The 22,007-nt window shown below is 71.4% G+C and carries 18 protein-coding genes; 6 read left to right on the top strand and 12 right to left on the bottom strand.

Translation table 11 applies throughout. The annotated features are described in order from the left end of the window. Positions 1–72: 72 nt before the first annotated feature. Complete coding sequence (locus IE264_RS25925) at positions 73–381, bottom strand: type II toxin-antitoxin system antitoxin (RefSeq protein WP_032757725.1); 309 nt, start codon at positions 379–381, stop codon at positions 73–75. Continuing rightward, positions 378–1,349, bottom strand: a complete 972-nt coding sequence (locus IE264_RS25920) for an SPFH domain-containing protein (RefSeq protein WP_015611052.1) — start codon at positions 1,347–1,349, stop codon at positions 378–380. Before IE264_RS25920 ends, IE264_RS25925 begins: the two co-directional genes overlap by 4 nt. 239 nt (positions 1,350–1,588) lie before the next feature. Here IE264_RS25920 and IE264_RS25915 point away from each other — a divergent pair, with 239 nt between their 5' ends. Then, complete coding sequence (locus IE264_RS25915; protein ID WP_032757726.1) at positions 1,589–3,817, top strand: transglycosylase domain-containing protein; 2,229 nt, start codon at positions 1,589–1,591, stop codon at positions 3,815–3,817. A gap of 65 nt (positions 3,818–3,882) precedes the next feature. Here the strand turns inward: IE264_RS25915 and IE264_RS25910 are convergent, their stop codons facing one another. From IE264_RS25910 to IE264_RS25900, 3 genes are all read right to left on the bottom strand, one after another. Continuing rightward, the gene (locus IE264_RS25910; protein ID WP_032757728.1) at positions 3,883–5,784 is read right to left on the bottom strand and encodes a SpoIIE family protein phosphatase; all 1,902 of its coding nucleotides are present in this window, start codon (positions 5,782–5,784) and stop codon (positions 3,883–3,885) included. A gap of 391 nt (positions 5,785–6,175) precedes the next feature. Continuing rightward, complete coding sequence (gene fomD / locus IE264_RS25905) at positions 6,176–6,862, bottom strand: cytidylyl-2-hydroxypropylphosphonate hydrolase (RefSeq protein ID WP_015611055.1); 687 nt, start codon at positions 6,860–6,862, stop codon at positions 6,176–6,178. A gap of 84 nt (positions 6,863–6,946) precedes the next feature. Further along, the gene (locus IE264_RS25900) at positions 6,947–8,362 is read right to left on the bottom strand and encodes a class II fumarate hydratase (protein ID WP_015611056.1); all 1,416 of its coding nucleotides are present in this window, start codon (positions 8,360–8,362) and stop codon (positions 6,947–6,949) included. A gap of 107 nt (positions 8,363–8,469) precedes the next feature. Here IE264_RS25900 and IE264_RS25895 point away from each other — a divergent pair, with 107 nt between their 5' ends. After that, a complete protein-coding gene (locus tag IE264_RS25895; RefSeq protein WP_032757730.1) occupies positions 8,470–10,029 on the top strand; it encodes a ricin-type beta-trefoil lectin domain protein in 1,560 nt (519 codons plus the stop codon). Positions 10,030–10,124: 95 nt separating this feature from the next. On the opposite strand, the gene IE264_RS25890 is transcribed toward IE264_RS25895, so the two are convergent. Both IE264_RS25890 and IE264_RS25885 read right to left on the bottom strand, forming a co-directional pair. After that, a complete protein-coding gene (locus tag IE264_RS25890) occupies positions 10,125–11,429 on the bottom strand; it encodes a M18 family aminopeptidase (protein ID WP_015611058.1) in 1,305 nt (434 codons plus the stop codon). A gap of 670 nt (positions 11,430–12,099) precedes the next feature. Further along, positions 12,100–13,770, bottom strand: a complete 1,671-nt coding sequence (locus tag IE264_RS25885; RefSeq protein ID WP_032757732.1) for a fumarate hydratase — start codon at positions 13,768–13,770, stop codon at positions 12,100–12,102. A 183-nt stretch (positions 13,771–13,953) separates the two neighbouring features. On the opposite strand from IE264_RS25885, the gene IE264_RS25880 reads away from it, so the two are divergent. Beyond that, positions 13,954–14,661 carry a DUF1707 SHOCT-like domain-containing protein gene (locus tag IE264_RS25880; RefSeq protein ID WP_032757734.1) on the top strand — a complete coding sequence of 236 codons (708 nt, stop codon included), beginning with the start codon at positions 13,954–13,956 and terminating at the stop codon, positions 14,659–14,661. Positions 14,662–14,836: 175 nt separating this feature from the next. Then, positions 14,837–15,208 carry a WhiB family transcriptional regulator gene (locus tag IE264_RS25875; RefSeq protein ID WP_015611061.1) on the top strand — a complete coding sequence of 124 codons (372 nt, stop codon included), beginning with the start codon at positions 14,837–14,839 and terminating at the stop codon, positions 15,206–15,208. Between the two features lie 83 nt (positions 15,209–15,291). On the opposite strand, the gene glpX is transcribed toward IE264_RS25875, so the two are convergent. Next, complete coding sequence (gene glpX, locus IE264_RS25870) at positions 15,292–16,323, bottom strand: class II fructose-bisphosphatase (protein ID WP_015611062.1); 1,032 nt, start codon at positions 16,321–16,323, stop codon at positions 15,292–15,294. A 184-nt stretch (positions 16,324–16,507) separates the two neighbouring features. Between glpX and IE264_RS25865 the strand changes: the two genes are divergently transcribed. Next, on the top strand, positions 16,508–17,080 hold the full coding sequence (locus IE264_RS25865) for a DUF4245 domain-containing protein (RefSeq protein WP_078657484.1): 573 nt from the start codon (positions 16,508–16,510) through the stop codon (positions 17,078–17,080). 65 nt (positions 17,081–17,145) lie between these two features. Here the strand turns inward: IE264_RS25865 and IE264_RS25860 are convergent, their stop codons facing one another. The 4 genes from IE264_RS25860 to IE264_RS25845 all read right to left on the bottom strand — a co-directional run bounded on the left by IE264_RS25860 (position 17,146) and on the right by IE264_RS25845 (position 20,909). Next, the gene (locus tag IE264_RS25860; protein WP_015611064.1) at positions 17,146–17,736 is read right to left on the bottom strand and encodes a malonic semialdehyde reductase; all 591 of its coding nucleotides are present in this window, start codon (positions 17,734–17,736) and stop codon (positions 17,146–17,148) included. A gap of 146 nt (positions 17,737–17,882) precedes the next feature. After that, a complete protein-coding gene (locus IE264_RS25855; RefSeq protein ID WP_032757736.1) occupies positions 17,883–18,140 on the bottom strand; it encodes an exodeoxyribonuclease VII small subunit in 258 nt (85 codons plus the stop codon). A 59-nt stretch (positions 18,141–18,199) separates the two neighbouring features. Beyond that, positions 18,200–19,423, bottom strand: a complete 1,224-nt coding sequence (gene xseA, locus IE264_RS25850) for an exodeoxyribonuclease VII large subunit (RefSeq protein WP_015611066.1) — start codon at positions 19,421–19,423, stop codon at positions 18,200–18,202. Positions 19,424–19,505: 82 nt separating this feature from the next. Continuing rightward, on the bottom strand, positions 19,506–20,909 hold the full coding sequence (locus tag IE264_RS25845; RefSeq protein WP_051821853.1) for an APC family permease: 1,404 nt from the start codon (positions 20,907–20,909) through the stop codon (positions 19,506–19,508). Between the two features lie 89 nt (positions 20,910–20,998). On the opposite strand from IE264_RS25845, the gene IE264_RS25840 reads away from it, so the two are divergent. Further along, a complete protein-coding gene (locus IE264_RS25840) occupies positions 20,999–21,988 on the top strand; it encodes a 4-hydroxy-3-methylbut-2-enyl diphosphate reductase (protein WP_190167706.1) in 990 nt (329 codons plus the stop codon). Positions 21,989–22,007: the final 19 nt, after the last annotated feature.

Genomic DNA, 22,007 nt, shown 5'->3' with positions numbered 1-22,007 from the left:
CGCGGTGTATACCCGGCATGTATACCCGTCCGGAAAGCGCCCCCGGCCCAGATGGCGGGCCGGGGGCGCTTCCTATACGTCGGGTCCGGGCGGGGTCTCCGGGGTCTTCGGCTCCTCCGGCGTCCCCTGCTCCTCCGGCGGCGGCGGCCGTTTCGGCGGCCGTCCCCGGCGGGCGATCGGCGCCGCCGTGCCCGGCAGTCGCCCCGCCTCCTTCAGCGCCCGGCGCAGCAGGAACTCGATCTGCGCGTTGGCGCTGCGCAGCTCGTCGGAGGCCCAGCGGGCCAGCGCGTCGTGCACCGCGGGGTCCAGCCGCAGCAGCATCTGCTTGCGCTGCTGCGGCCGGGAGTCCGGCGTCCGCCGGCCGGGCGTCTGGTCGGTCACTGGTAGAGGCTGCCCGTGTTGAGGACCGGCTGGACCGCGCGGTCACCGCACAGCACCACCATCAGGTTGCTGACCATGGCCGCCTTCCGCTCGGAGTCCAGCTCCACGATGTCCTGCTCGGCGATCCGGCTCAGGGCCATCTCGACCATGCCCACCGCACCCTCCACGATCAGCTGGCGGGCGGCGACGACCGCACCGGCCTGCTGGCGCTGGAGCATGGCGGAGGCGATCTCGGGGGCGTACGCGAGGTGGCTGAAGCGCGACTCGATGATCAGGACGCCCGCCGCCTTCACCCGGGCGGTCAGCTCGACGGCCAGCTTCTCGGTGATCTCCTCCGCGTTGCCGCGCAGCGAGAGGCCGTCCTCCTCGTGGGCGTCGTACGGGTACTCGATCGCGATGTGCCGGACCGCCGCCTCGGTCTGGGTGGCGACGAACTCCAGGAAGTCGTCGACCTCGAAGAGGGCCTGGGCGGTGTCCTCCACCTTCCAGACGACGATCGCGGCCAGTTCGATCGGGTTGCCGTAGGCGTCGTTGACCTTGAGGACGGCGGTCTCGTGGTTGCGGACCCGGGTGGAGATCTTGCGGCTGGAGGTCAGCGGGTTGATCCAGCGCAGTCCGTCGGCGCGGATGGTGCCGACGTACCGCCCGAAGAGCTGGATCACCCGGGCCTCGCCCGGAGCGACCATCTTCACACCGCTCATGCAGAAGAACGAGGTGATCACGAGCAGTATGCCGACGATGAGGAGCGGGACCCCGACGGCGTTGTTGCCGCCCGACCCGATCACGCCGCCCACGATGGCGAGGCCGACACCGGCGAGCACCCCGACCACGGTCAGGAGCAGCCCCAGGCCGCCCGGGATCGAATGCGCCGTGACCTCGGTGACCTGCGGTGCGGGCATGTCGGGGGCGTCGATGTCGAGGCCGGCCGCCGTGGCGTCCGGGCTGTGGCCGTCGTGCTGTCCGGTCATGGGTTCCCCCGTTCCGCGCGGCTCGCACCGCGCTAGCAATGTGATTACACATTAATGGTTCTCGCAACCTTGTGCACCCCTGAGGAGTCGGTTCCCTTGGGAACGGGTGCTGATTGTCACGTCCGGAAAAGACTGGATCGCTTGCCTTTTGTCTCTGCCGACGGTGTTAGCTGGCAGGTCTGAACGGACTGAGGGAACCGAGCGAGCCGGTCGAGCAGAGAAGCGGGAGCAACACAGCAATGGGTCGAGCGGATGCGCGACGAGCTCAGGCGCGGGAATCGCGCCGGGCTGCGAAGAGCGGCGGCATACGCAGACTCTTCACGTGGAAGAAGCTGCTGGGCACGTTCTTCGGGATGATCCTGCTGGGCATGGGCGCCTTCGGTGCGCTCTACCTGTACGTCGACGTGCCCGCGCCCAACGCCCTGGCCGAGCGGCAGAGCAACGTCTACCAGTACAGCGACGGCACGCTCCTCGCCCGGTCCAACAGCGGCGTCAACCGCCAGATCGTCGACCTGGCCCAGGTGCCCAAGGAGGTGCAGCACGCCTTCGTCGCCGCGGAGAACAAGACCTTCTACAAGGACCAGGGCGTCGACCTCAAGGGCACGACCCGCGGTCTGATCAACACGCTCAGCGGCAAGGGCAAGCAGGGTGGCTCGACCATCACCCAGCAGTACGTGAAGAACTACTACCTGACGCAGGACCCCACCATCAGCCGCAAGCTCCAGGAGCTGGTGATCTCGCTGAAGGTGGACCAGAAGCAGTCCAAGGGGCAGATCCTCGCCGGGTACATCAACACCGCCTACTACGGACGCGGCGCCAGCGGCATCCAGGCGGCCGCCCAGGCGTACTACGGCATCGACGCCAAGGACCTGAACGTCTCCCAGGGCGCCTACCTCGCCTCCCTCCTCCAGGCCCCCAGCCAGTACGACTGGGCCACCGCCACCGACACCGGCAAGCGCCTGGTCAAGGACCGCTGGGCGTACACGCTGAAGAACATGGTCGAGATGGACTGGCTGAGCGAGGCCGAGCGGGTGAAGCAGGAGTTCCCCGTCCCGCAGAAGCCCAAGCCCGCCAAGGGCATGGAGGGCCAGACCGGCTACCTCGTCGAGGCGGTCAACAAGGAGCTCGACAAGCAGGGCATCTCCGCCGAGGACCGTGAGGCCGGCGGCTGGACGTTCACCCTCACCATCGACAAGAAGCGCCAGCAGCAGCTGGAGAAGTCGGTGGAGAAGGAGCTGGAGTCGAAGCTCGACCGCGAGGGCAGCAAGGTCGACGCCACCGTCCAGGCGGGCGCCACCTCCGTCGACCCGAAGACGGGCAAGGTCGTCGCGCTGTACGGCGGCGAGGACTACGTCAAGCACTACATCAGCAACGCCACCCGCCAGGACTACCAGCCGGCCTCCACCTTCAAGCCGCTGGTGCTCGCCGCCGCCCTGGAGAACGAGTCGAAGACCCAGGACGGCAGCCTGATCGGGCTGAACACGGTCTACGACGGCACCAGCAAGCGGCCCGTCGTCGGCAGCGACACCCCGTTCAACCCGCAGAACGAGGACGACCGGAGCTACGGTCCGATCTCCGTCCAGAAGGCGATGAACAGCTCGGTCAACTCCGTCTTCGCGCAGATGATCGTGGACGTGACGCCCGCCGCCACCAAGCGGACCGCGCTCGCCCTCGGCGTACCGGACAAGAACTTCCCCGAACGCCCCGCCGTCACCCTCGGCACCATGAACGCCTCGACCTGGGACATGGCGGGGGTCTACGCGACCCTCGACAACCACGGCCGCAAGGTCACCCCGCACATCCTCCAGTCCGCCGAGCACCGCGACCGTACGGTGAAGCCGGAGGCGCCCAAGCGGGAGCAGGCGATCAGCCGCGCGTCGGCCGACACCGTGACCTCCGCGCTCACCGGGGTCGTCAGGTCGGGCTCCGGCAGCGCGGCCAACACCTCCGCCTACCAGGCGGCGGGCAAGACGGGCACGTCCGAGGAGAACAAGGCGGCCTGGTTCGCCGGGTACACCCCCGAACTGACCACGGTCGTGGCCCTCTTCGGCGAGGGCGACGGCGGCCGCAAACAGGTCTCCCTCACCGGAACGGCCAACTCCGGCCGGGCCAACGGCGGTGGCTTCCCGGCCCGCATCTGGGCGGACTACACGCTCGGCGCCCTCGGCGGTGGCTCGGACGCCCGGTTCGACCTCCAGGACGTGGAGCGCGGCGAGGTCCCGGCCCCTCCGACACCTTCGGAGACGCCGTCGGAGGAGCCCACCCCGTCCGAGAAGCCCTCGCCGTCCGACAAGCCGTCGGAGACCCCGAGCGAGACGCCCAGCGAGACCCCGACCATGCCGTCGGCCCCGCCGACCATCACGCCTTCCACCACGCCGCCCACCAGCCCCGAGCTGCCGCCCCAGCCCGGGGAGAGCGACGGGCAGCCGGGCGAGCGGCCCGGCGGTGGCGGACTGCTCGGGGAGTGACCGCGCGCGCATGACGGAGAGGGGCGGTGCCGATATCGGCACCGCCCCTCTCCGCGTACGTTCGGTTACTGGCTCCGCGTCGCCATCTCGAACCAGACGACTTTGCCCGTCGACAGCCGGGTCGCACCCCACCGCCGGGCCAGCCGGTTCACCAGGAACAGCCCGCGGCCGCCCTCGTCCGTCTCCCGGGCCCGGCGCTGCCGGGGCAGCTGCGGGGAGTCGTCGCCGACCTCGCAGCGCAGGATGTCCGTCCGCAGCAGCCGCAGCGTCACCGGCCGCTCCGCATAGCGCACCGCGTTGGTGACGACCTCGCTGACCAGCAGCTCCACCTCGTCGGACATCTCGTCCAGGCCCCACCGGCTCAGCGCCCGCCGGGCCAGCCTGCGGGCCCGGCCCGGGGCCGCGTCCTCCGGCTCCAGATACCAGTACGCCACATCGCTCGGCGCGATCCCGTCGAAGCGGGCGGCGAGCAGCGCGATGTCGTCGTCCCGGTCGCCCGGGCCCAGCATGTCGAGCACGTCGTCGCAGAGGGCCTCCAGCGGCGGCGCGTGGTCCGGCCCGGTGAGCTGCGCGGTCGCCGCGAGGCGCTCCCGCAGCTGCTCGATGCCCGTCCACACGTCCCGCAGCCGCGACTCGACCAGCCCGTCCGTGTACAGCAGCAGCGTGGCACCGGCAGGGGCGTCCAGCTCGACGGCCTCGAAGTCGACGCCGCCCACCCCGATCGGGGCGCCCGGCGGCACCCGCAGCACCTCGGCCCGGCCGCCCAGGTGCAGCAGTACGGGCGGCGGGTGGCCGGCGTTGGCGATGGTGATCCGGTGCGCGACCGGGTCGTACACCGCGTACAGGCAGGTCGCCATGCGGTCGCTGCCGAGCCGCTGCGCCTGCTCGTCCAGGTGGTGCAGCACCTCCTGCGGCGGCAGGTCGAGCCCGGCGAGGGTCTGCGCCGTCGTCTGGAGCTGGCCCATGATCGCTGCGGAGGTCATGGAGTGGCCCATCACATCGCCGACGACCAGCGCGACCCGGCTGCCGGGCAGCGGGATCGCGTCGTACCAGTCGCCGCCGACCCGGGCGGTCTCGGCCGCCGGGAGGTAGCGCGAGGCGAGGCGTACGCCGGTGGGCTGGGGGAGCGAGTCGGGGAGCATCGTGCGCTGGAGCTCGTCCGCGATGTAGGCCTCGCGCCCGTACAGCACGGCCTTGTCGATGCCGAGCGCGGTGTGCGTCGCCAGCTGGGCGGCGACCAGCAGATCACTGGCCTCGAACGGGGGCCGCTCGGTGCCCCGTACGAAGACGGCCGCGCCGATCACCCGGCGCCTGCCGCGCAGCGGCGCGAGGATCGCACGGTGGCCGGTGGGGGCCGGGCGCCCGGGGCCGAGCAGCTCGGGCAGCGCGGCCCGGGCCGCGGCCGAGTCGCCGAAGACCGGCCGCACCCCGCGCAGCACCTCGGCCAGCGCGCCGCCCGCCCGCACCTCGCACAGCTCGGCGGCGGGCATCAGGTCGGCCGTCGGGTCGGTGAGCAGCGGCCGCAGCCGCTCCGTCTCCGGACCCGCCTCGCCGTCCTCGTCGGTGAGCCGGAGCCGGTCGCTGCGGCGCAGCCGCAGCACGAACGGGCTCACCGGCCGCTCGTCGCCGACCGGCAGCGGATCGCGCAGATAGACCAGGATCGCGTCGGAGAAGGTCGGCACGCTCGCCCGGCACAGCCCCAGGACGATCTCGTCCAGGTCTATGCCGCGGGCGATCCGCCGGGTCGCCGCGCCGACGAAACGGAGCCGGTCGCCCTCGCGGCGGGTGGCCGCCTGCGCCTCGGCGACGGCGGCCGGTCCGGGGCCCGGGTTCGGCGCGGCGGCCGGCGCCGGGATCGCGGCAGCCGAGGCCGCGGCCGCGGCGTCCTGCTGTCGGGGCCGGGTGCGCTCCTGCTGCCGAGCGGCGAGAGGCTGCCGGCCTTCGTGGGAGGTGGGGTGCTCCGTCACGCGTGGGATTCCGTCCGTCCGGGCCGGTTGTATGAGGCAGTCACCTCGTGGGGCGCCACTGTGCCCCGGCGACCGCGATGAGGACAACGGCTGTCTGCGGGTGCCCCCGCACGCGGGGCCGAAACCGTGCGTCCGCGAGATGGCCGGAGGACGACGTTCCGCGCGGCGGCCGGTCTGCTCACGGCGAGGCGGCAGCGGGCAGCGAACACGTCTCCACCCCCTCGTGGTGGTCCTGCGACCGGGCGGTCCGGCCGGGTCCGTGGCCCGTCCTGCCGCACGACCGGTGCGATGACTTGTGGTCAGATCCGGTGTGGTGCGCGCCGATCATGCCGGCGCGCCCCTCGGTGGGCCGGGCCTGCCGACCGGGCCCCCGGGGGGTGCGTCCAGGGTCTCACGACGGCATATGGGCAGGGGTGCGGTCCCAGTCATCCGGTAGCGGCGGCACCTGCCACCGCGGATCGGGCCGCCAGTGCTCCCAGCCGTCCCGGAACGGCGAGCCCCACGCCGAGATCACCTCGACGGCCGCCCGGCCCGCCTCCCGTACGCCGGCGGCGGTCGCCGGGTCCATCAGTCCGACGTGCTGCGCCTGGGCGAACTCGTCCTCGTCGAGCCATTTCCAGCTGCGGTCCGGGTTCACGGAGATGTCGAGAAAGTGATCCTCGGAATCCACCCCTCCGGACCACCGGATGTGCGGCTCCTCCAGGTTCACGTACCAGTTCCGGAAGAGCCAGCCCCGGTCCCAGAAGAGCCACACCGACCACGGGTCCCCGGGCCGGGCCAGCTTCAGCACCCCCGCGCCGAACCATGTCGAGCGGGCCGTGGTGCGCGGCGCGGTGTAGCGGGTGGCGAGCGGTTCGGCGTGCACCTGGGTGCCGTCGGCCAGGACCGGCCGTACGCATTCGGTGCCGGGCGCCATCCAGACGGCGAGCAGCTCGGCGGTGTCCTGGACGACGGTCACCGGGCGGCAGATGTGCACGGGCGGGCCGCCCTGCGCCCGGTGGGCCCGGCCGTTGTCGCGGTAGCGCCAGAGGATCTGGTCCCCCGGCGCCCAGCGTGCGCACTCTCCCGTACCTGTCATGGATGGATCTTACGGAGCGTCCGCGCCCGCCCGCTGCGACTCAGGTCACCCGGGTGAACCCACGGACCCCGGGTGACCCACGCGTCACGGCCGTGTCATCCGCAACACGTCCAGCGCCTCGTCGAGCTGTTCCACGGTCAGATCGCCGCGCTCGACATACCCCGAGGCCAGGACGGTCTCGCGGATCGTCGTGCCGTCCTTGAGGGACTGCTTGGCGACCTTCGCGGCCTCCTCGTACCCGATGTACTTGTTGAGCGGGGTGACCACCGAGGGGGAGGACTCCGCGTAGGCGCGGGCCCGCTCCACGTTGGCGGTGATGCCGTCCACCGTGCGGTCGGCCAGCAGCCGGGAGGCGTTGGCCAGCAGCCGTACGGACTCCAGCAGGTTCTTCGCGATGACCGGGAGCATCACGTTCAGCTCGAAGTTGCCGGCCGCGCCCGCCGTGGCGACCGTCGCGTCGTTCCCGGTGACCTGGGCGGCGACCATCAGGACCGCCTCCGGGATGACCGGGTTGACCTTGCCCGGCATGATCGAGGAGCCGGGCTGGAGGTCGGGGAGGTTGATCTCGGCGAGGCCCGTGCGCGGGCCGGAGGCCATCCACCGCAGGTCGTTGGAGATCTTCGTCAGGGAGACGGCGATCGTACGGAGCTGGCCCGAGGTCTCCACGAGCCCGTCCCGGGCGCCCTGCGCCTCGAAGTGGTCGCGGGCCTCGGTCAGCGGCAGCCCGGTGGCCGAGGCGACCTCGGCGATCACGGCGGCGGAGAAGCCCGGCGGGGTGTTGATGCCGGTGCCCACCGCCGTACCGCCCAGGGGGAGTTCGGCGAGCCGGGGCAGGGAGGCGCGCAGCCGCTCCACGCCGTAGCGGATCTGGGCCGCGTAGCCGCCGAACTCCTGGCCGAGGGTGACCGGGGTGGCGTCCATCAGATGCGTACGGCCGGACTTGACGACCTCCGCGAACTCGGCCGATTTCCGCCCCAGGGATTCCGCCAGGTGGTCCAGGGCGGGGATCAGGTCGGCGGTGACGGCGGCGGTCGCCGCGATGTGGATGGAGGAGGGGAAGACGTCGTTGGACGACTGCGAGGCGTTGACGTGGTCGTTGGGGTGGACCTCGCTGCCCAGGCGCTCGGTGGCGAGGGTGGCGATGACCTCGTTGGTGTTCATGTTGGACGAGGTGCCCGAGCCCGTCTGGAACACGTCGACCGGGAAGTGCTCGTCCCAGCGGCCCGACGCGACCTCGGCGGCCGCCTCCTGGATCGCGCCCGCGATATCGGGATCCAGCACCTTCAGCTCGGCGTTGACCTTGGCGGCCGCGCCCTTGATCCGGGCCAGTGCCTCGATGTGCGCCCGCTCCAGGCGCTGCCCGGAGACGGGGAAGTTCTCCACCGCCCGCTGGGTCTGCGCCCGCCACTTGGCGTGAACGGGGACCTTCACCTCACCCATCGAGTCGTGCTCGATCCGGAACTCCGGGGTGTCCTGCGGATCCGACGTCGCGTCGACCATCGTGTTTAAACCTCCTGCAAAAGATGAGCACGTGTCTTGTTCTATGTATTCCCAAGTCGCCTACCGGCCAGTAAATACCGGGGGTAACCACTCACCCGGGAGGCGCAATGAGGCGCACCAGGCTCAGACTTCGAGGGCTCCGTAGCCTTCGCCGGCTCCGCTGTACGGCCGCTGTCACCGCCGCACTCGCGGTGGCCGCCACCACCATGGCGGTCGCCGGACCGGCCGGCGCGACCGAGTCGGGTACCGGCTCCAGCACTATCGCATCCACTCCTCTCCCGCCCGCGCTGGAAACGGTCCGGGCGGCCGAGGCCACCCGGCTGTACGGCAGCCCCGCCGAACGGCCGCTCGCCGAACGCAAGTCCGGGCTGATCTCGCTGGGCGACAGCGAGATCTCCGGCGAGGGCGTCGGCACCTACGACCCCGGCACCAACGGGCCGGACAACTGGTGCCACCGCTCGCCGGAGGCCGCCATCCACCGCACGGGCATCGCGGCGGACGTCACGTACAACGTCTCCTGCTCCGGCGCCTATACCGGGAACATCAAAATCGGCGGAAACAAGCAGTACGCCGACGAGCTGGTGCAGAGCGACAGCCTCGCCATCAAGGCCCGCAACACCCGGATCAAGATGATCGTCCTGGTCGCCGGGGCCAACGACGACCTCCAGTTCGGCCCGGTCATGACCGACTGCGTGGTCCGCTACATCACCCTCCAGGGCCCGTGCGAGCCGAAGTACGCGGGCGGCTGGCAGGCCCGCGTGGACGCCCTGGTCCCCAAGGTCGAGGCGACCGTCCGCGACCTGCGCACGGTGATGACCGACGCCGGGTACGCCGACAGCGACTACAAGCTCGTCCTGATGGGCTACCCGAGCCCGATCGGCCCGGACTTCTACGACAACCCGAAGTTCCCCGGCAAGCTGGTCTGCGGCGGCCTGGGCTACGACTCCGACACCGTCTGGGGCCGCAGCACCGCCGTGCCCGCCTTCCAGGTCGGCATGCGCAAGGCCGCCGCCAGCACCGGAGCCGCCTACCTCGACAACTCCCGCCTCTTCCACGGCCACGAGGTCTGCAGCGAGAGCGCCTGGGCGCGGGGGCTCTACATCGACCTCAGCAAGCCCGGACTGCCCGACGAGAACTCCGTACGCCAGTCCTTCCACCCCAACGCGGCCGGCCACCGCGCCTTCGCCTCCTGCCTCACCCAGATGTACGACTCCGGGCTCCGCGAGGCGAGCTGCGCCGACCCGGCGAGCACCGGCAATCCGGTCCTCCAACGGGCTGCCTGGGACGACGTGTTCACCCCGGTGAAGAACGAGGCCACCGGCACCTGTGTGGACGTCCCCGCCTCGGTGACCCGTAACGGCACCGCGATCGGCGGCTGGGACTGCCACGGCGGCCGCAACCAGAACTGGTGGTACGACGGCGGTACGCAGACCCTGCGCACCGCGCTCAGCCACGACCGGTGCCTGGACGTGTCGGGCGCCAAGTACAACCCGGGCGCCACGCTCATCGTGTGGGACTGCTCGGGCGCGGCCAACCAGAAGTTCGTGCGGCAGGCGGGCACCGTCCGCCCGGCCGCCGCGACCGGGCTCTGTCTGACGCTGGCGGGGGCCAAGGACCCGCTGAAGCTCCAGACGTGCGACGGCAGCGCGAAGCAGCGCTTCGTGTAGGCGCGTCCGGCAGCGGTGGGTGGCGGGAGCCGTGCGGCGCCCGCCACCCACCGTGTGCCCGGCGGTCCGCCCGCCACCCACCGTGTGCCGTCCTGTCAGGCCCCCGTCATCACCGCCCCCAGGATGGCCGCCAGGTGGGCCGGGTCGTCGACCCCGCACAGTTCGCGCGCCGAGTGCATCGAGAGGCCCGGCACCCCCACGTCCACGGTGGTGACGCCGAGGCGGGCCGCGGTGAGCGGGCCGATCGACGTGCCGCAGGGCATCGCGTTGTTGGAGACGAACGGCTGCCAGGGGGCGCCCGCCCGCTCGCAGGCGGCCGTGAACATCGCGATACCGGTGGAGTCGGTGGCGTACCGCTGGTTGACGTTCACCTTGACCGTCGGGCCGCCGTTGGGCAGCGGCCGGTGGTCGGGGTCGTGCCGCTCCGCGTAGTTGGGGTGCACCGCGTGGGCCATGTCGGCGGAGACGCAGAACGCGCCCGCCAGGGCCCGCGACCAGTCCTCGTCGCTGCCGCCCCGGGCCGAGACCGAGCGCGAGAGCACCCGCTCCAGCAGCGGGCTCTGGGCCCCCGTCTCGGAGCCGCTGCCGACCTCCTCGTGGTCGAAGGCGGCCAGCACCGGGACGAAGGAGGGCTCGGTGACCCCGGTCGCGGCGTCCACCAGGGCGCTCACCCCGGCGTGCACCGAGACCTGGTTGTCCAGCCGGGACGCCACGACGAACTCCCGGTCGGCGCCCAGGTATCCGGGCTGCTGGATGTCGTGCAGCATCAGGTCCCAGCCCAGCACATCGGCCGGGTCCTCCCCGGCCGCCGCCGCCACCAGCCGCAGCAGCTCGCCCTCGCGCGGGTCGCCGAGCGCCCAGATCGGGGAGATGTGGCGCTGCCGGTCCAGGGCCACGCCGTCGTTGACCGTACGGTCCAGGTGGATCGCCAACTGGGGCACCCGGAGCAGGGGTTCGTCGATCTGTACGAGGCTGCTGCGCGGGGTGCCGTCCGGGCCGCCGCGCAGCGCGAGCCGGCCGGAGATGCCGAGGTCCCGGTCGAGCCAGGTGTTCAGCGGGACCCCGCCGTAGATCTCCACCCCGATCTGCCGCCACCCCGACGAGCCGGTGTCGGGCGCGGGCTTGATCCGCAGGTTCGGCGAGTCGGTGTGGGTGCCGACGATCCGGAACGGGGTGTGCGCGGGCGCGCCCTCGGGGACGTACCACGCGATCAGCGCGCCGGCCCGGCTGACGAAACAGCCGCCACTCGCCCCGGTCCAGTCGTCCGTGCCGAGCAGCTCGCGGAACCCGGCCTTCTCCAGCCGCTGGGCGGCGCTCGCGACCACGTGGTACGGCGAGGGGCTGGCGGCGATGAAGGCGAGCAGGTCGTCGGTGTGGCTGCGGTGGGGGGCCGGAGTCATTCGGCGTCCGCCTTTCCGGAGTTCGGCAGTGGCTGCGCGGGCTGAGGGCCGCAGGGCGCCGGGGGGTGCCCGGCGGATCAGGCCGGTGGAGATTGTCAGGAACGTTCGATAACCCTTCGCGGCGGCCCGGCGCGGCGCAAGCCCGGGAGGCGGCGGGCTGCGGGAAAGCGGCGGTGCCGGACCGGCCATCGGCCCGGCACGGTGGCCGTGGCTGCCGGGGTCCGGGGCGGGAAAGTTGCCTAACGCCTGTTCGCGCGGGGTCCGTTCGGGCGAGCTGACAGGGCCCTGCCCGTGGCGGCCGGACGGCCCTGGTGGAGGCCGGCAGGCGCGTCATGGAGCCTGCCGCACCTCTTGGGGGCGCGGCGGCACCGGGGGCGGGTGCGGCTGCGGAATTGGCTTGATCTCGACGTAGGGGCGGGGTTGGCGCGCCCGAGGAGGGGAGAAGGGCGCCCGTTCGGACGCCGCCTCGGGGGGAGCCTCTTCGCATGCCGCCGCCCGGACATGGCGGAGGGGGAACCCGGATACGGCGAAGTGGGCGCTCGGACATGGCGGTAGGGAGCCCGGACATGGCGGAGGGGCGTCCGGGCACGGCGAAGGGAGCCCCGGCACGGTGAAGGGGGCGCCCATCCGGACGCCCCCTCTCCCGTCAGCCGATCCGGCGGCCGGCCGGTCAGCCCAGGCCGGGTCCGCGCACCGGAATGCTGGTGAACGTCGGCGCCGGGGCGGGCTCGGTGAAGAAGTCGTTGCCCTTGTCGTCGACCACGATGAACGCGGGGAAGTCCTCGACCTCGATCCGCCAGACCGCCTCCATGCCGAGCTCCTCGTACTCGACGACCTCGACCTTCTTGATGCAGTCCTGCGCGAGGCGGGCCGCCGGGCCGCCGATCGAGCCGAGGTAGAAGCCGCCGTGCGCGTCGCAGGCATCGGTGACCTGTTTGCTGCGATTGCCCTTGGCGAGCATCACCTTGGAGCCGCCCGCCGCCTGGAACTGCTCGACGTAGGAGTCCATCCGGCCGGCCGTCGTCGGGCCGAAGGAGCCGGAGGCGTACCCCTCGGGCGTCTTCGCCGGGCCCGCGTAGTAGACCGGGTGGTCCTTCAGGTACTGAGGCATCTCCTCGCCCGCGTCAAGGCGTTCCTTGATCTTGGCGTGCGCGATGTCGCGCGCCACGACCAGCGGACCGGTCAGCGAGAGCCGGGTCTTGACCGGGTACTTGGTCAGCTCGGCCAGCACCTCGTCCATCGGGCGGTTGAGGTCGATCTCCACGACGTCCCCGCCCGCCTCGTCGAGGTGCTCGTCGGTGGTGTCGGGGAGGAAGCGCGCCGGGTCCTTCTCCAGCTGCTCCAGGAAGACGCCCTCGGCGGTGATCTTCGCGGTGGCCTGGCGGTCCGCCGAGCAGGAGACGGCGATGGCGACGGGCAGGGACGCGCCGTGCCGGGGCAGCCGCACCACGCGCACGTCGTGGCAGAAGTACTTGCCGCCGAACTGTGCGCCGATCCCGATCTTCTGCGTCAGCTCGAAGACCTTCTCCTCCAGCTCCTTGTCCCGGAAGCCGTGCCCGGTGGGGGAGCCCTCGGCGGGCAGCTCGTCCAGGTAGTGCGCGGAGGCGTACTTGGCGGTCTTCAGCGCGAACTCCGCCGACGTGCCGCCGACCACGATCGCCAGGTGGTACGGCGGGCAGGCCGCGGTACCCAGCGAACGGATCTTCTCCTCCAGGAACTTCATCATGGAGGTCTCGTTCAGGACGGCCTTCGTCTCCTGGTAGAGGAACGACTTGTTGGCCGAGCCGCCGCCCTTCGCCATGAAGAGGAACTTGTACGCGCCGCCGTCGGTGGCGTACAGCTCGATCTGGGCCGGGAGGTTGGAGCCGGTGTTCTTCTCGTCCCACATGGTCAGCGGGGCCATCTGCGAGTAGCGCAGGTTGAGCTTGGTGTACGCGTCGAAGATCCCGTGCGACAGGGCCTCCTCGTCACCGCCCTCGGTCAGCACGTTCTGCCCGCGCTTGCCCATGACGATCGCCGTACCGGTGTCCTGGCACATCGGCAGGACACCCGCGGCGGCGATGTTGGCGTTCTTCAGGAGGTCAAGCGCCACGAACTTGTCGTTGGAGGAGGCCTCCGGGTCGTCCACGATCCGCCGCAGCTGCGCCAGGTGGGCCGGGCGCAGATAGTGCGAGATGTCGTGCATCGCCTCGGCGGCCAGCGTGCGCAGCGCCTCCGGCTCGACCTTGAGGAACGTGCGGCCGTCGGCCTCGAAGGTGGAGACACCCTCGGCGGTCACCAGACGGTACGGCGTGGTGTCCTCTCCCAGGGGGAGCAGATCGGAGTACGCAAACTCTGGCATTACGGCCATTCCTCACTCGGCGACAGCGGCTGACCTCCCTTGGGCAGCGCATCAACCAGGGTAGAACGCCGCCTTCGGGCCGGTCCTGTGAGGTAAGGCTCACCTGGAGACCGGCCGTTCCGCCCAGGGGCGCGCCGCCCGGAGGGGTAGTCGCGATCTATCGCGTTTGGGTACGCTGAGGCGGTGGACCTAGAGAAGCAGCCCCAGCAGCCCGCCCGGCCGCCCGCCCCGCCCGCCCAGGTCTCGCCCGCCGAGGCCGTGCCCGGCGACTCCCTCCGCGCCTCCGACGCCGACCGCGACCGGATCGCGGACATCCTGCGCGAGGCGATGGCCGAGGGGCGTCTGACGGTGGACGAGCACGCGGAGCGGGTCGACCTCGTCTACCGGGCCAAGACCGTCGGCGAACTCCAGCCGCTGGTCCGCGATCTGCCCGCCGCCTCCTCAGGAGCCGCCCCGGGCCCGGCGCCGCAGCCGTACGCCTACGGCCCCGAGCCCCAGGACGGCCCGACGGACAACCTCGTCGCGATCTTCAGCAGCGCCACCCGCAAGGGCCGTTGGCGCGTCGGCCCCCGGACGAACGCCTTCTCGCTCTTCGGTAGCGTGGAGATCGATCTGACCGAGGCGCTTTTCAGCCAACGACTCACCGTCATCAACGCCACGGCCATCTTCGGCAGCGTCGAGATCCGGGTGCCGGAGAACGTCACCCTGCGCGGCAGCGGAACGGGCGTCCTCGGCGACTTCGACGTCCGCACGCTGGAGTCGATGGACCCGGAGGCCCCGGTCGTGGTCGTGAACGGCTACGCGGTGCTCGGCAGCGTGGAGGCGAAGCCCAAGCGGGGCAAGTTCGTCACGGACCTCCAGCGGCGGCTGCGCAAGCACCTCGGGCACTGAGAACGGCTCGAACGGGGCGGCGGACGCACGTTCGGGAATCAGCCAGAACACCTCCCGGAGCCCTTGTCGCACACCGTGCGCCGGTGGCACTGAGTGCTTAGGCGTACACACGGTGGGTATGGCTTGCTGCATCGTCTCTCGCTCGCGAAGCCGTAGCCGTCGTCAGGAGTAGACCGTGCTGCAACCGCCGCATCAGCCTCTGCAGGTCGCCGCCGTTCCTGCCCAGCGGACCCCCGCCCGGGAGGACGAGGCGGGCCCCTGGCACTCGGAGGCGGTGTGCCGCCGGGACGAAGCCGGGCTGTTCTTCGCCCCGTCGAAGGAGCCGACCGCCGCCCGACTGGCCCGTGAGGAGGCCGCCAAGCGGGTCTGTGCCCGCTGCCCGGTGATGGTGGCGTGCCGGGAGCACGCACTGATGCAGCCCGAGCCGTACGGGGTGTGGGGCGGCCTCACCGCTGCCGAACGCCGGGTCGCGCTGGCCCGCCGGCGCCGCCGCGACATCGAACTGACCGCCGCCGCACCGGCGGAGCGCATAGCCGCGGCCGGCTGAGCGGCCGACGGGGGAGGGGGCGCGGGGACCGTGGCCCCCGCGCCCCCTCTCTCGGCTTCTCCTGCTTCCGGCCTGCTCCTCCGCTACTTCGCGCGGTCGAAGTCGATGGCGCTGTAGGCGCGCAGCTTCGACAGCCGGTGGGTCGAGGAGATCGTCCGGATCGTGCCGGACTTGGAGCGCATCACGATCGACTCGGTGGTCGCTGTCTCCGCGCGGTACCGCACACCGCGCATCAGCTCACCGTCGGTGATCCCCGTCGCCACGAAGAACACGTTGTCGCCGCTGACCAGGTCGTCGGTCGACAGCACCCGGTCCAGATCGTGGCCCGCGTCCAGCGCCTTCTGCCGCTCGGCCTCGTCCTTGGGCCAGAGCTTGCCCTGGATGACCCCGCCGAGGCACTTTATGGCGCACGCCGAGATGATGCCCTCGGGAGTGCCGCCGATGCCCATCAGCAGGTCGACGCCGGTGCCCTCACGGGCGGCCATGATCGAGCCCGCCACGTCGCCGTCGGAGATGAACTTGATCCGGGCGCCCGTCTCCCGGATCTCCTTGACGATGCCTTCGTGGCGAGGGCGGTCGAGGATGACGACGGTGACGTCCTCGGGCGTGGAGTTCTTCGCCCGTGCGACGCGCCGGATGTTCACCGCCACGGGTGCGTCGATGTCGACGAAGTCCGCCGCCTCGGGCCCCGTGACCAGCTTGTCCATGTAGAAGACCGCGGACGGGTCGAACATCGCCCCGCGGTCGGCGGCCGCCAGCACGGCGATCGCGTTCGGCATGCCCTTGGCGTTCAGCGTGGTGCCGTCGATCGGGTCGACCGCGATGTCGACCTCGGCGCCGGTGCCGTCGCCGACCCGCTCGCCGTTGAACAGCATGGGGGCTTCGTCCTTCTCACCTTCCCCGATGACGACGACGCCGTTCATCGAGACGGTCGAGACGAGGGTGCGCATGGCCTTCACTGCGGCGCCGTCGGCGCCGATCTTGTCGCCGCGGCCCACCCAGCGCCCGGCGGCCATCGCGGCGGCCTCGGTGACCCGGACCAACTCCAGGGCCAGGTTGCGGTCGGGGGCCTCCGGGGAGACCTCCAATTGGGACGGCAGATGATGCTCGGACATCGGAGCGCACCTTTCTGTACGGCGACGACCGGATATGAGGGTGCTGTGACTCTATCGGTAGGTCGATAAAATGAGCAGTGCGGGTCACGCATGAGCGCCCCGGTCCGTACTCCCGCCGCCACCCACCGTCAGCACCCGCGCCCGGCCCCACCCTGCGGCCGGGCGCGCCGGGCCGCGTGCCACCATGGACCCCGTGGCAAGCAAGCGAGGCAAACAGACGGCCAGGAACATGTTCCTGTCGACCTTGGTGACCGCCGCCTGCGCGGGCGTCATCTACATCTTCGTTCCGCACGACGAGAACCTCGACCCGGTCAAGGCCGTCGATTTCACCGTGGAACTGGCGACGGTACGCATCGCCGCGCCCTACCCGGTCGCCGCGCCGGAGGGCCTGCCGGAGCAGTGGAAGCCGACCTCCGTCTCGTACGACGCCGCCGCGGGCAAGGCCTGGCACATCGGCTTCCTCGACCCGGACGGCAAGTACGTCGCGGTCGAGCAGTCCACCGCCGCCGTCCGGACGTACGTCCCCCAGGTCAGCCAGAAGGCCAAGGACAGCGGGGCTACCGAGACGGTGGCGGGCCGCGAGTGGCAGTACTGGAAGGGCGCGAAGTACAACGCCCTCGTCCTGGTGGACAAGGGGCACACCACCGTGGTGACCGGCTCGGCACCCAAGGAGCGGCTGGTGGAGATGGCCGCCGCGCTGAAGACGGAACCGGTCGGGGGCCCGGTGCCGTCGCCCTCCGCGCCCGCGCGTACGTGATGTCCTCCGTACGTACGTGAAGGGGCCCGGAACACCAGGTGTTCCGGGCCCCTTCACGTAGCCGCTCAGACGGTCGTGATGACCTCGTCGTAGGAGAGGCGCGGGCTGCGCGGGAACCAGGCGTCCTCGCCCGGCTTGCCGATGTTGACGATCATCAGCGGGGTGTGGTCGCCGTCCAGGAACTCCTTCTGGACGCCGGCGGCGTCGTAGCCGGTCATCGGTCCGGCGGCCAGGCCGGCGGCGCGGACGCCGATGATGAAGTAGGCGGCCTGGAGCGCGGCGTTGAGGCCGGCGCTGGACTCACGGACCGGGCGCTCGGCGAAGAACATGTCCTTGGCCTGCGGGAAGTGCGGCAGCAGCGCCGGGATCTCCTCGTGGAACTCGTTGTCGGCGGCCAGGATCGCGACCAGCGGAGCGGTGGCGGTCTTGGGGCGGTTGCCCTCGCTCATGTGCTGCACCAGACGCTCGCGACCCTCGGCGGAGCGGACCAGGACGACGCGCAGCGGCGACTGGTTGAAGGCGGTCGGGCCGAACTTGACCAGGTCGTAGATGGCCTGGACCTGCTCGTCGGTCACCGGCTCGTCGGTGAACGTGTTGGCGGTGCGGGCCTCGCGGAAGAGGAGGTCCTGGGCGGCGGGGTCAAGAACGAGGGACATCTGGGGCAAACCTTCCGGACGGGCATGGGGGGAAGCGATGAGTCGACCGTAACGGAGAGGTAGGTTAACTTTCAACTAAAACCGGAGTGGAGTGATCCACTCCACAGCCCGGCCGCGGTTGTCGGCCGGCTGCGGTCGCCAGGGATTCAGTCGTCGGAGCCCGGACCCCCGCCGGGCTCGTCCTGCGGGCGGGCCAGCGCGGCGTCCAGGCGGGCCCGGGCGCCCTCCAGCCAGTGGCGGCAGATCTTCGCCAGCTCCTCGCCCCGCTCCCACAGGGCCAGCGACTCCTCCAGCGTCGTGCCGCCCGCCTCCAGCCGGCGCACGACCTCGATCAGCTCGTCCCGCGCCTGCTCGTACCCGAGCGTGCCCGTCGCGGCAGCCGCCGCCGTACCGTCGTCCGTCATGTGATCCACCCTAGGTCTGTCGTTTCCCGGTCCCACGCGCCCAGCCTCCTCATCGAGGCTCACCCGTCCCCGCCCCCGTCCACCCGCACCGTGAACTCCCCCTCCGACACCCGTGCCCGCAGCGGCTCACCGGGCGCCCCGGCCTCGGCGGGGGAGCGCACCACATGCCCGTCGGGCCGCTGGAGCACCGCGTACCCCCGCTCCAGCGTGGCGGCGGGCGACAGCGAGACGACCCGGGCCCGGGTGTGCGCGAGCTCCGAATCGGCCCGGTCCAGCAGATGGCCCAGCACCCGGCGGCTCCGCCCGACGAGCGCGTCGACCTCCGCCGCCCGCTCGTCCACCAGCCGCTGGGGGTGCTCCATGGCGGGCCGCCCCAGCGCGTGCGCGAGCCCCCGCTCCTCACGGTCCAGGATCCCCCGTACGGTCCGCAGCGCCCGGTCCCGCAACTGCTGCACCCTCTCCAGCTCCTCGCCCACGTCCGGTACGACCTTCTTGGCCGCGTCCGTGGGCGTGGAGGCGCGCAGATCGGCCACCAGGTCCAGCAGCGGGGAGTCGGGTTCATGGCCGATCGCGGAGACCACCGGCGTACGGCAGGAGGCCACGGCCCGGATCAGCTGCTCGTCGGAGAACGGCAGCAGGTCCTCCACGCTGCCGCCGCCCCGGGCCACGACGATCACGTCCACCTCGGGCAGCGCGTCCAGCTCCTCGACCGCCTGGACCACCTGACTGACCGCGTTCACCCCCTGCACGGCGGTGTTGCGGACCTCGAAGCGCACGGCGGGCCAGCGGCGGCGCGCGTTCTCCAGGACATCGCGCTCGGCGGCCGAGGCACGCCCGCAGACCAGCCCGATGAGCTGCGGCAGGAAGGGGAGCGGCTTCTTCCGGTCCAGGGCGAAGAGCCCCTCGGCGGCGAGCGACTTCTTCAGCTGCTCCAGCCGCACCAGCAGCTCACCGATACCGACCGGCCGTATGTCGGTGGCCCGCAGCGACAGCTGCCCCCGGGGCGCGTACCACTCGGGCTTGGCGAGGACGACGACCCGGGCGCCCTCGCTCACCACGTCGGCGATCCGGTCGAAGACCTGCCGGAAGCAGGTCACGCTCACCGAAATGTCGTGCGAGGGGTCGCGCAGGGTCAGGAAGACGACCCCGGCACCCGGCCGCCGCGACAGCTGGGTGATCTGCCCCTCCACCCAGATGGCACCGAGCCGGTCGATCCACCCCCCGATGAGCCGCGACACCTCACCGACGGGCAGCGGCGCTTCCGCGGACGTGTTGAGAGCCATGCGCCCGAGCGTATCGGGACGCACCGACAACGACGGCGGTCCGGGAAGGGCAAACCCCTTACTGAGGCACTCACCGAGGCCCCTAGTGAGGACGCTCCATCCCGCGCCCGCCCGCCCCCTGCACCGCGAGGACCACGAACCCCACAGCCAGCCAGCACAACCCCACCACCTGGGCGCTCGTCGTCGCCTCCACGATGACGGCGATCAGCACCCCCGCACCGACCACCGGCATGAGCACGTGCTTCCACCAGACGGGCGGCCCGCTCATCCGGCGTACGGCGAACCAGCCGACCACCGACGCGTGCAGCAGCACGAACGCGGTCAACGCCCCGATGTCCACCACCGACACCAGATGGTCCAGGCCGTCGTCGCGCCGGGCGGCCCACACGGCGGCCACGAGCGTCACGATCGCGGCCCCCAGGATCGCCACCCGCGGCACGCCCGACTTCGGGTCGACCTTCGCGAGGAAGGACGGCAGCCGCCGCTCGCGGGCCATCGCGAAGACCAGCCGCCCGGCGGCGGCCTGCCCCGCCAGCGCCGCGAACGCCGCACCGATCGCCTTGCTGACCGCGACCAGGTCGTGCAGCCAGGTCCCGACGGAGGCGTCGACCGCGTCGTAGAAGGCCGACCCCTGGGCCGCCGGATCCGCGGCCAGCTCCGCCGAGCTCATCGGCTCCAGGAGCGCCGCCAGATACGTCTGGGCGATGAACAGCACCCCCGCGAGCACCAGACAGAACAGCACGGCCCGCGCCACCTTCTGCGACCCGCCCGTCACCTCCTCCGCGAACGAGGCGATGGCGTCGAACCCCAGATACGACAGGACGGCCACCGACACCGCGCCCAGGACCGCCGCCATGGAGAACGTGGCGTCCCCGGTCAGCGGCGTCAGCCACCCGCGCTGCGCCCCGTCCCGTACGAGGACGACCACGGCCGACACCACGAAGACCAGCAGCACCACGATCTCCATGGCCAGCACGGCGAACCCGACCCGTGCGGCCGCCCGCACCCCCCACAGATTGAGCAGGGTGGTGATCAGGACGGCGAACGCGGTCCACACCCACCGCGACACCTCGGGGACCAGCGCGTTCATCGCGATCCCGGAGAAGAGGTAGGCGACGGCCGGGATCAGCAGATAGTCGAGCATCGCCATCCACCCGGCGATGAAGCCGGGCCCTTCCCCGAGCCCCTTGCGGGCATACGTGAAGACCGAGCCGGCGAAGGGGGCGACCCGCACCATCTGGGCGTAACTGAAGGCGGTGAACCCCATGACGACGGTGGCCACGACATAGACGAGGGCGACCGAGCCGCCGGACTTGGCGTCCAGGGTGCCGAAGATCCCGACGGGGGCCATGGGCGCGATGAACAGCAGCCCGTAGACGACGAGGTCCCGGAAGCCGAGGGACCGCCGCAGCTTGCCCTCCTCGGCGCTGCTCCCTGCCCCGCTGCCGCCCGCAGACCCCGTACCGCTCCCCGAGTCAGACGTCATGAACCCTCCACAGTCACCGTCCGCTGCACCCGTCCAGCCATCAGTCTCCCGACCCGGCCGTCACGGCGCCTGTTCGGTACGGCCTTACGATGGGACGCATGACTGCAACGCCTGCCCGTCGTGTCCTGCTCGCCGCACCCCGTGGCTACTGCGCGGGCGTGGACCGCGCCGTGATCGCCGTCGAGAAGGCCCTGGAGCAGTACGGGGCCCCGATCTACGTCCGCCACGAGATCGTGCACAACAAGTACGTCGTGCAGACCCTGGAGAAGAAGGGTGCGATCTTCGTGGACGTCACCGCGGAGGTCCCCGAAGGGTCCATCGTGATGTTCTCCGCGCACGGAGTCGCGCCCACCGTCCACGCGGAGGCCGCCGAGCGCAAGCTCGCGACCATCGACGCGACCTGCCCGCTGGTCACCAAGGTCCACAAGGAAGCCGTCCGGTACGCCAAGGAGGACTACGACATCCTCCTGATCGGCCACGAGGGCCACGAAGAGGTCATCGGCACCTCCGGAGAGGCCCCCGACCACATCCAGCTGGTCGACGGCCCCGAGGACGTGGCGAACATCGAGGTCCGCGACGAGTCGAAGGTCGTCTGGCTCTCCCAGACCACGCTCTCCGTCGACGAGACGATGGAGACGGTGGGCGCGCTCAAGTCGAAGTTCCCCAACCTCCTCTCGCCGCCCAGCGACGACATCTGCTACGCCACGCAGAACCGCCAGATCGCGGTGAAGAAGCTGGCCGAGGACGCCGAGCTGGTCATCGTGGTCGGCTCCAAGAACTCCTCGAACTCCATCCGCATGGTCGAGGTCGCCCTCGACGCCGGAGCCGACGCCGCCCACCTGGTCGACTTCGCGAGCGAGATCGACGAGGCGTGGCTGGAGGGCGTGACGACGGTCGGCCTGACCTCCGGTGCCTCGGTCCCCGACGTCCTGGTCGACGGGGTCATCGAGTGGCTCGCGGAGCGCGGTTACGAGGACGTGGAGACGGTCAAGACGGCCGACGAGTCGATCACCTTCTCCCTCCCCAAGGAGCTCCGCCGGGACCTCCGCGCCGAGGCCGCCGCCCTCTCCGCCGAGTAGGCGCGAGTAGGCGGAGTCC

The organism is Streptomyces microflavus, from assembly GCF_014650075.1.
In the GTDB taxonomy this organism is placed as follows: domain Bacteria; phylum Actinomycetota; class Actinomycetes; order Streptomycetales; family Streptomycetaceae; genus Streptomyces; species Streptomyces microflavus.
The sequence above is the reverse complement of the archived record's forward strand: the minus strand, read 5'-3'. Positions and strand labels throughout refer to the sequence as shown.

Excerpts from the sequence above, each read along its gene's own strand:
- IE264_RS25920 (WP_015611052.1), bottom strand. The coding sequence starts at position 1,349 with ATGACCGGACAGCACGACGGCCACAGCCCGGACGCCACGGCGGCCGGC.
- IE264_RS25915 (WP_032757726.1), top strand. The coding sequence starts at position 1,589 with ATGGGTCGAGCGGATGCGCGACGAGCTCAGGCGCGGGAATCGCGCCGG.
- fomD (WP_015611055.1), bottom strand. The coding sequence starts at position 6,862 with ATGACAGGTACGGGAGAGTGCGCACGCTGGGCGCCGGGGGACCAGATC.
- IE264_RS25900 (WP_015611056.1), bottom strand. The coding sequence starts at position 8,362 with ATGGTCGACGCGACGTCGGATCCGCAGGACACCCCGGAGTTCCGGATC.
- IE264_RS25895 (WP_032757730.1), top strand. The coding sequence starts at position 8,470 with ATGAGGCGCACCAGGCTCAGACTTCGAGGGCTCCGTAGCCTTCGCCGG.
- IE264_RS25890 (WP_015611058.1), bottom strand. The coding sequence starts at position 11,429 with ATGACTCCGGCCCCCCACCGCAGCCACACCGACGACCTGCTCGCCTTC.
- IE264_RS25885 (WP_032757732.1), bottom strand. The coding sequence starts at position 13,770 with ATGCCAGAGTTTGCGTACTCCGATCTGCTCCCCCTGGGAGAGGACACC.
- glpX (WP_015611062.1), bottom strand. The coding sequence starts at position 16,323 with ATGTCCGAGCATCATCTGCCGTCCCAATTGGAGGTCTCCCCGGAGGCC.
- IE264_RS25865 (WP_078657484.1), top strand. The coding sequence starts at position 16,508 with ATGGACCCCGTGGCAAGCAAGCGAGGCAAACAGACGGCCAGGAACATG.
- IE264_RS25860 (WP_015611064.1), bottom strand. The coding sequence starts at position 17,736 with ATGTCCCTCGTTCTTGACCCCGCCGCCCAGGACCTCCTCTTCCGCGAG.
- IE264_RS25855 (WP_032757736.1), bottom strand. The coding sequence starts at position 18,140 with ATGACGGACGACGGTACGGCGGCGGCTGCCGCGACGGGCACGCTCGGG.
- xseA (WP_015611066.1), bottom strand. The coding sequence starts at position 19,423 with ATGGCTCTCAACACGTCCGCGGAAGCGCCGCTGCCCGTCGGTGAGGTG.
- IE264_RS25845 (WP_051821853.1), bottom strand. The coding sequence starts at position 20,909 with ATGACGTCTGACTCGGGGAGCGGTACGGGGTCTGCGGGCGGCAGCGGG.
- IE264_RS25840 (WP_190167706.1), top strand. The coding sequence starts at position 20,999 with ATGGGACGCATGACTGCAACGCCTGCCCGTCGTGTCCTGCTCGCCGCA.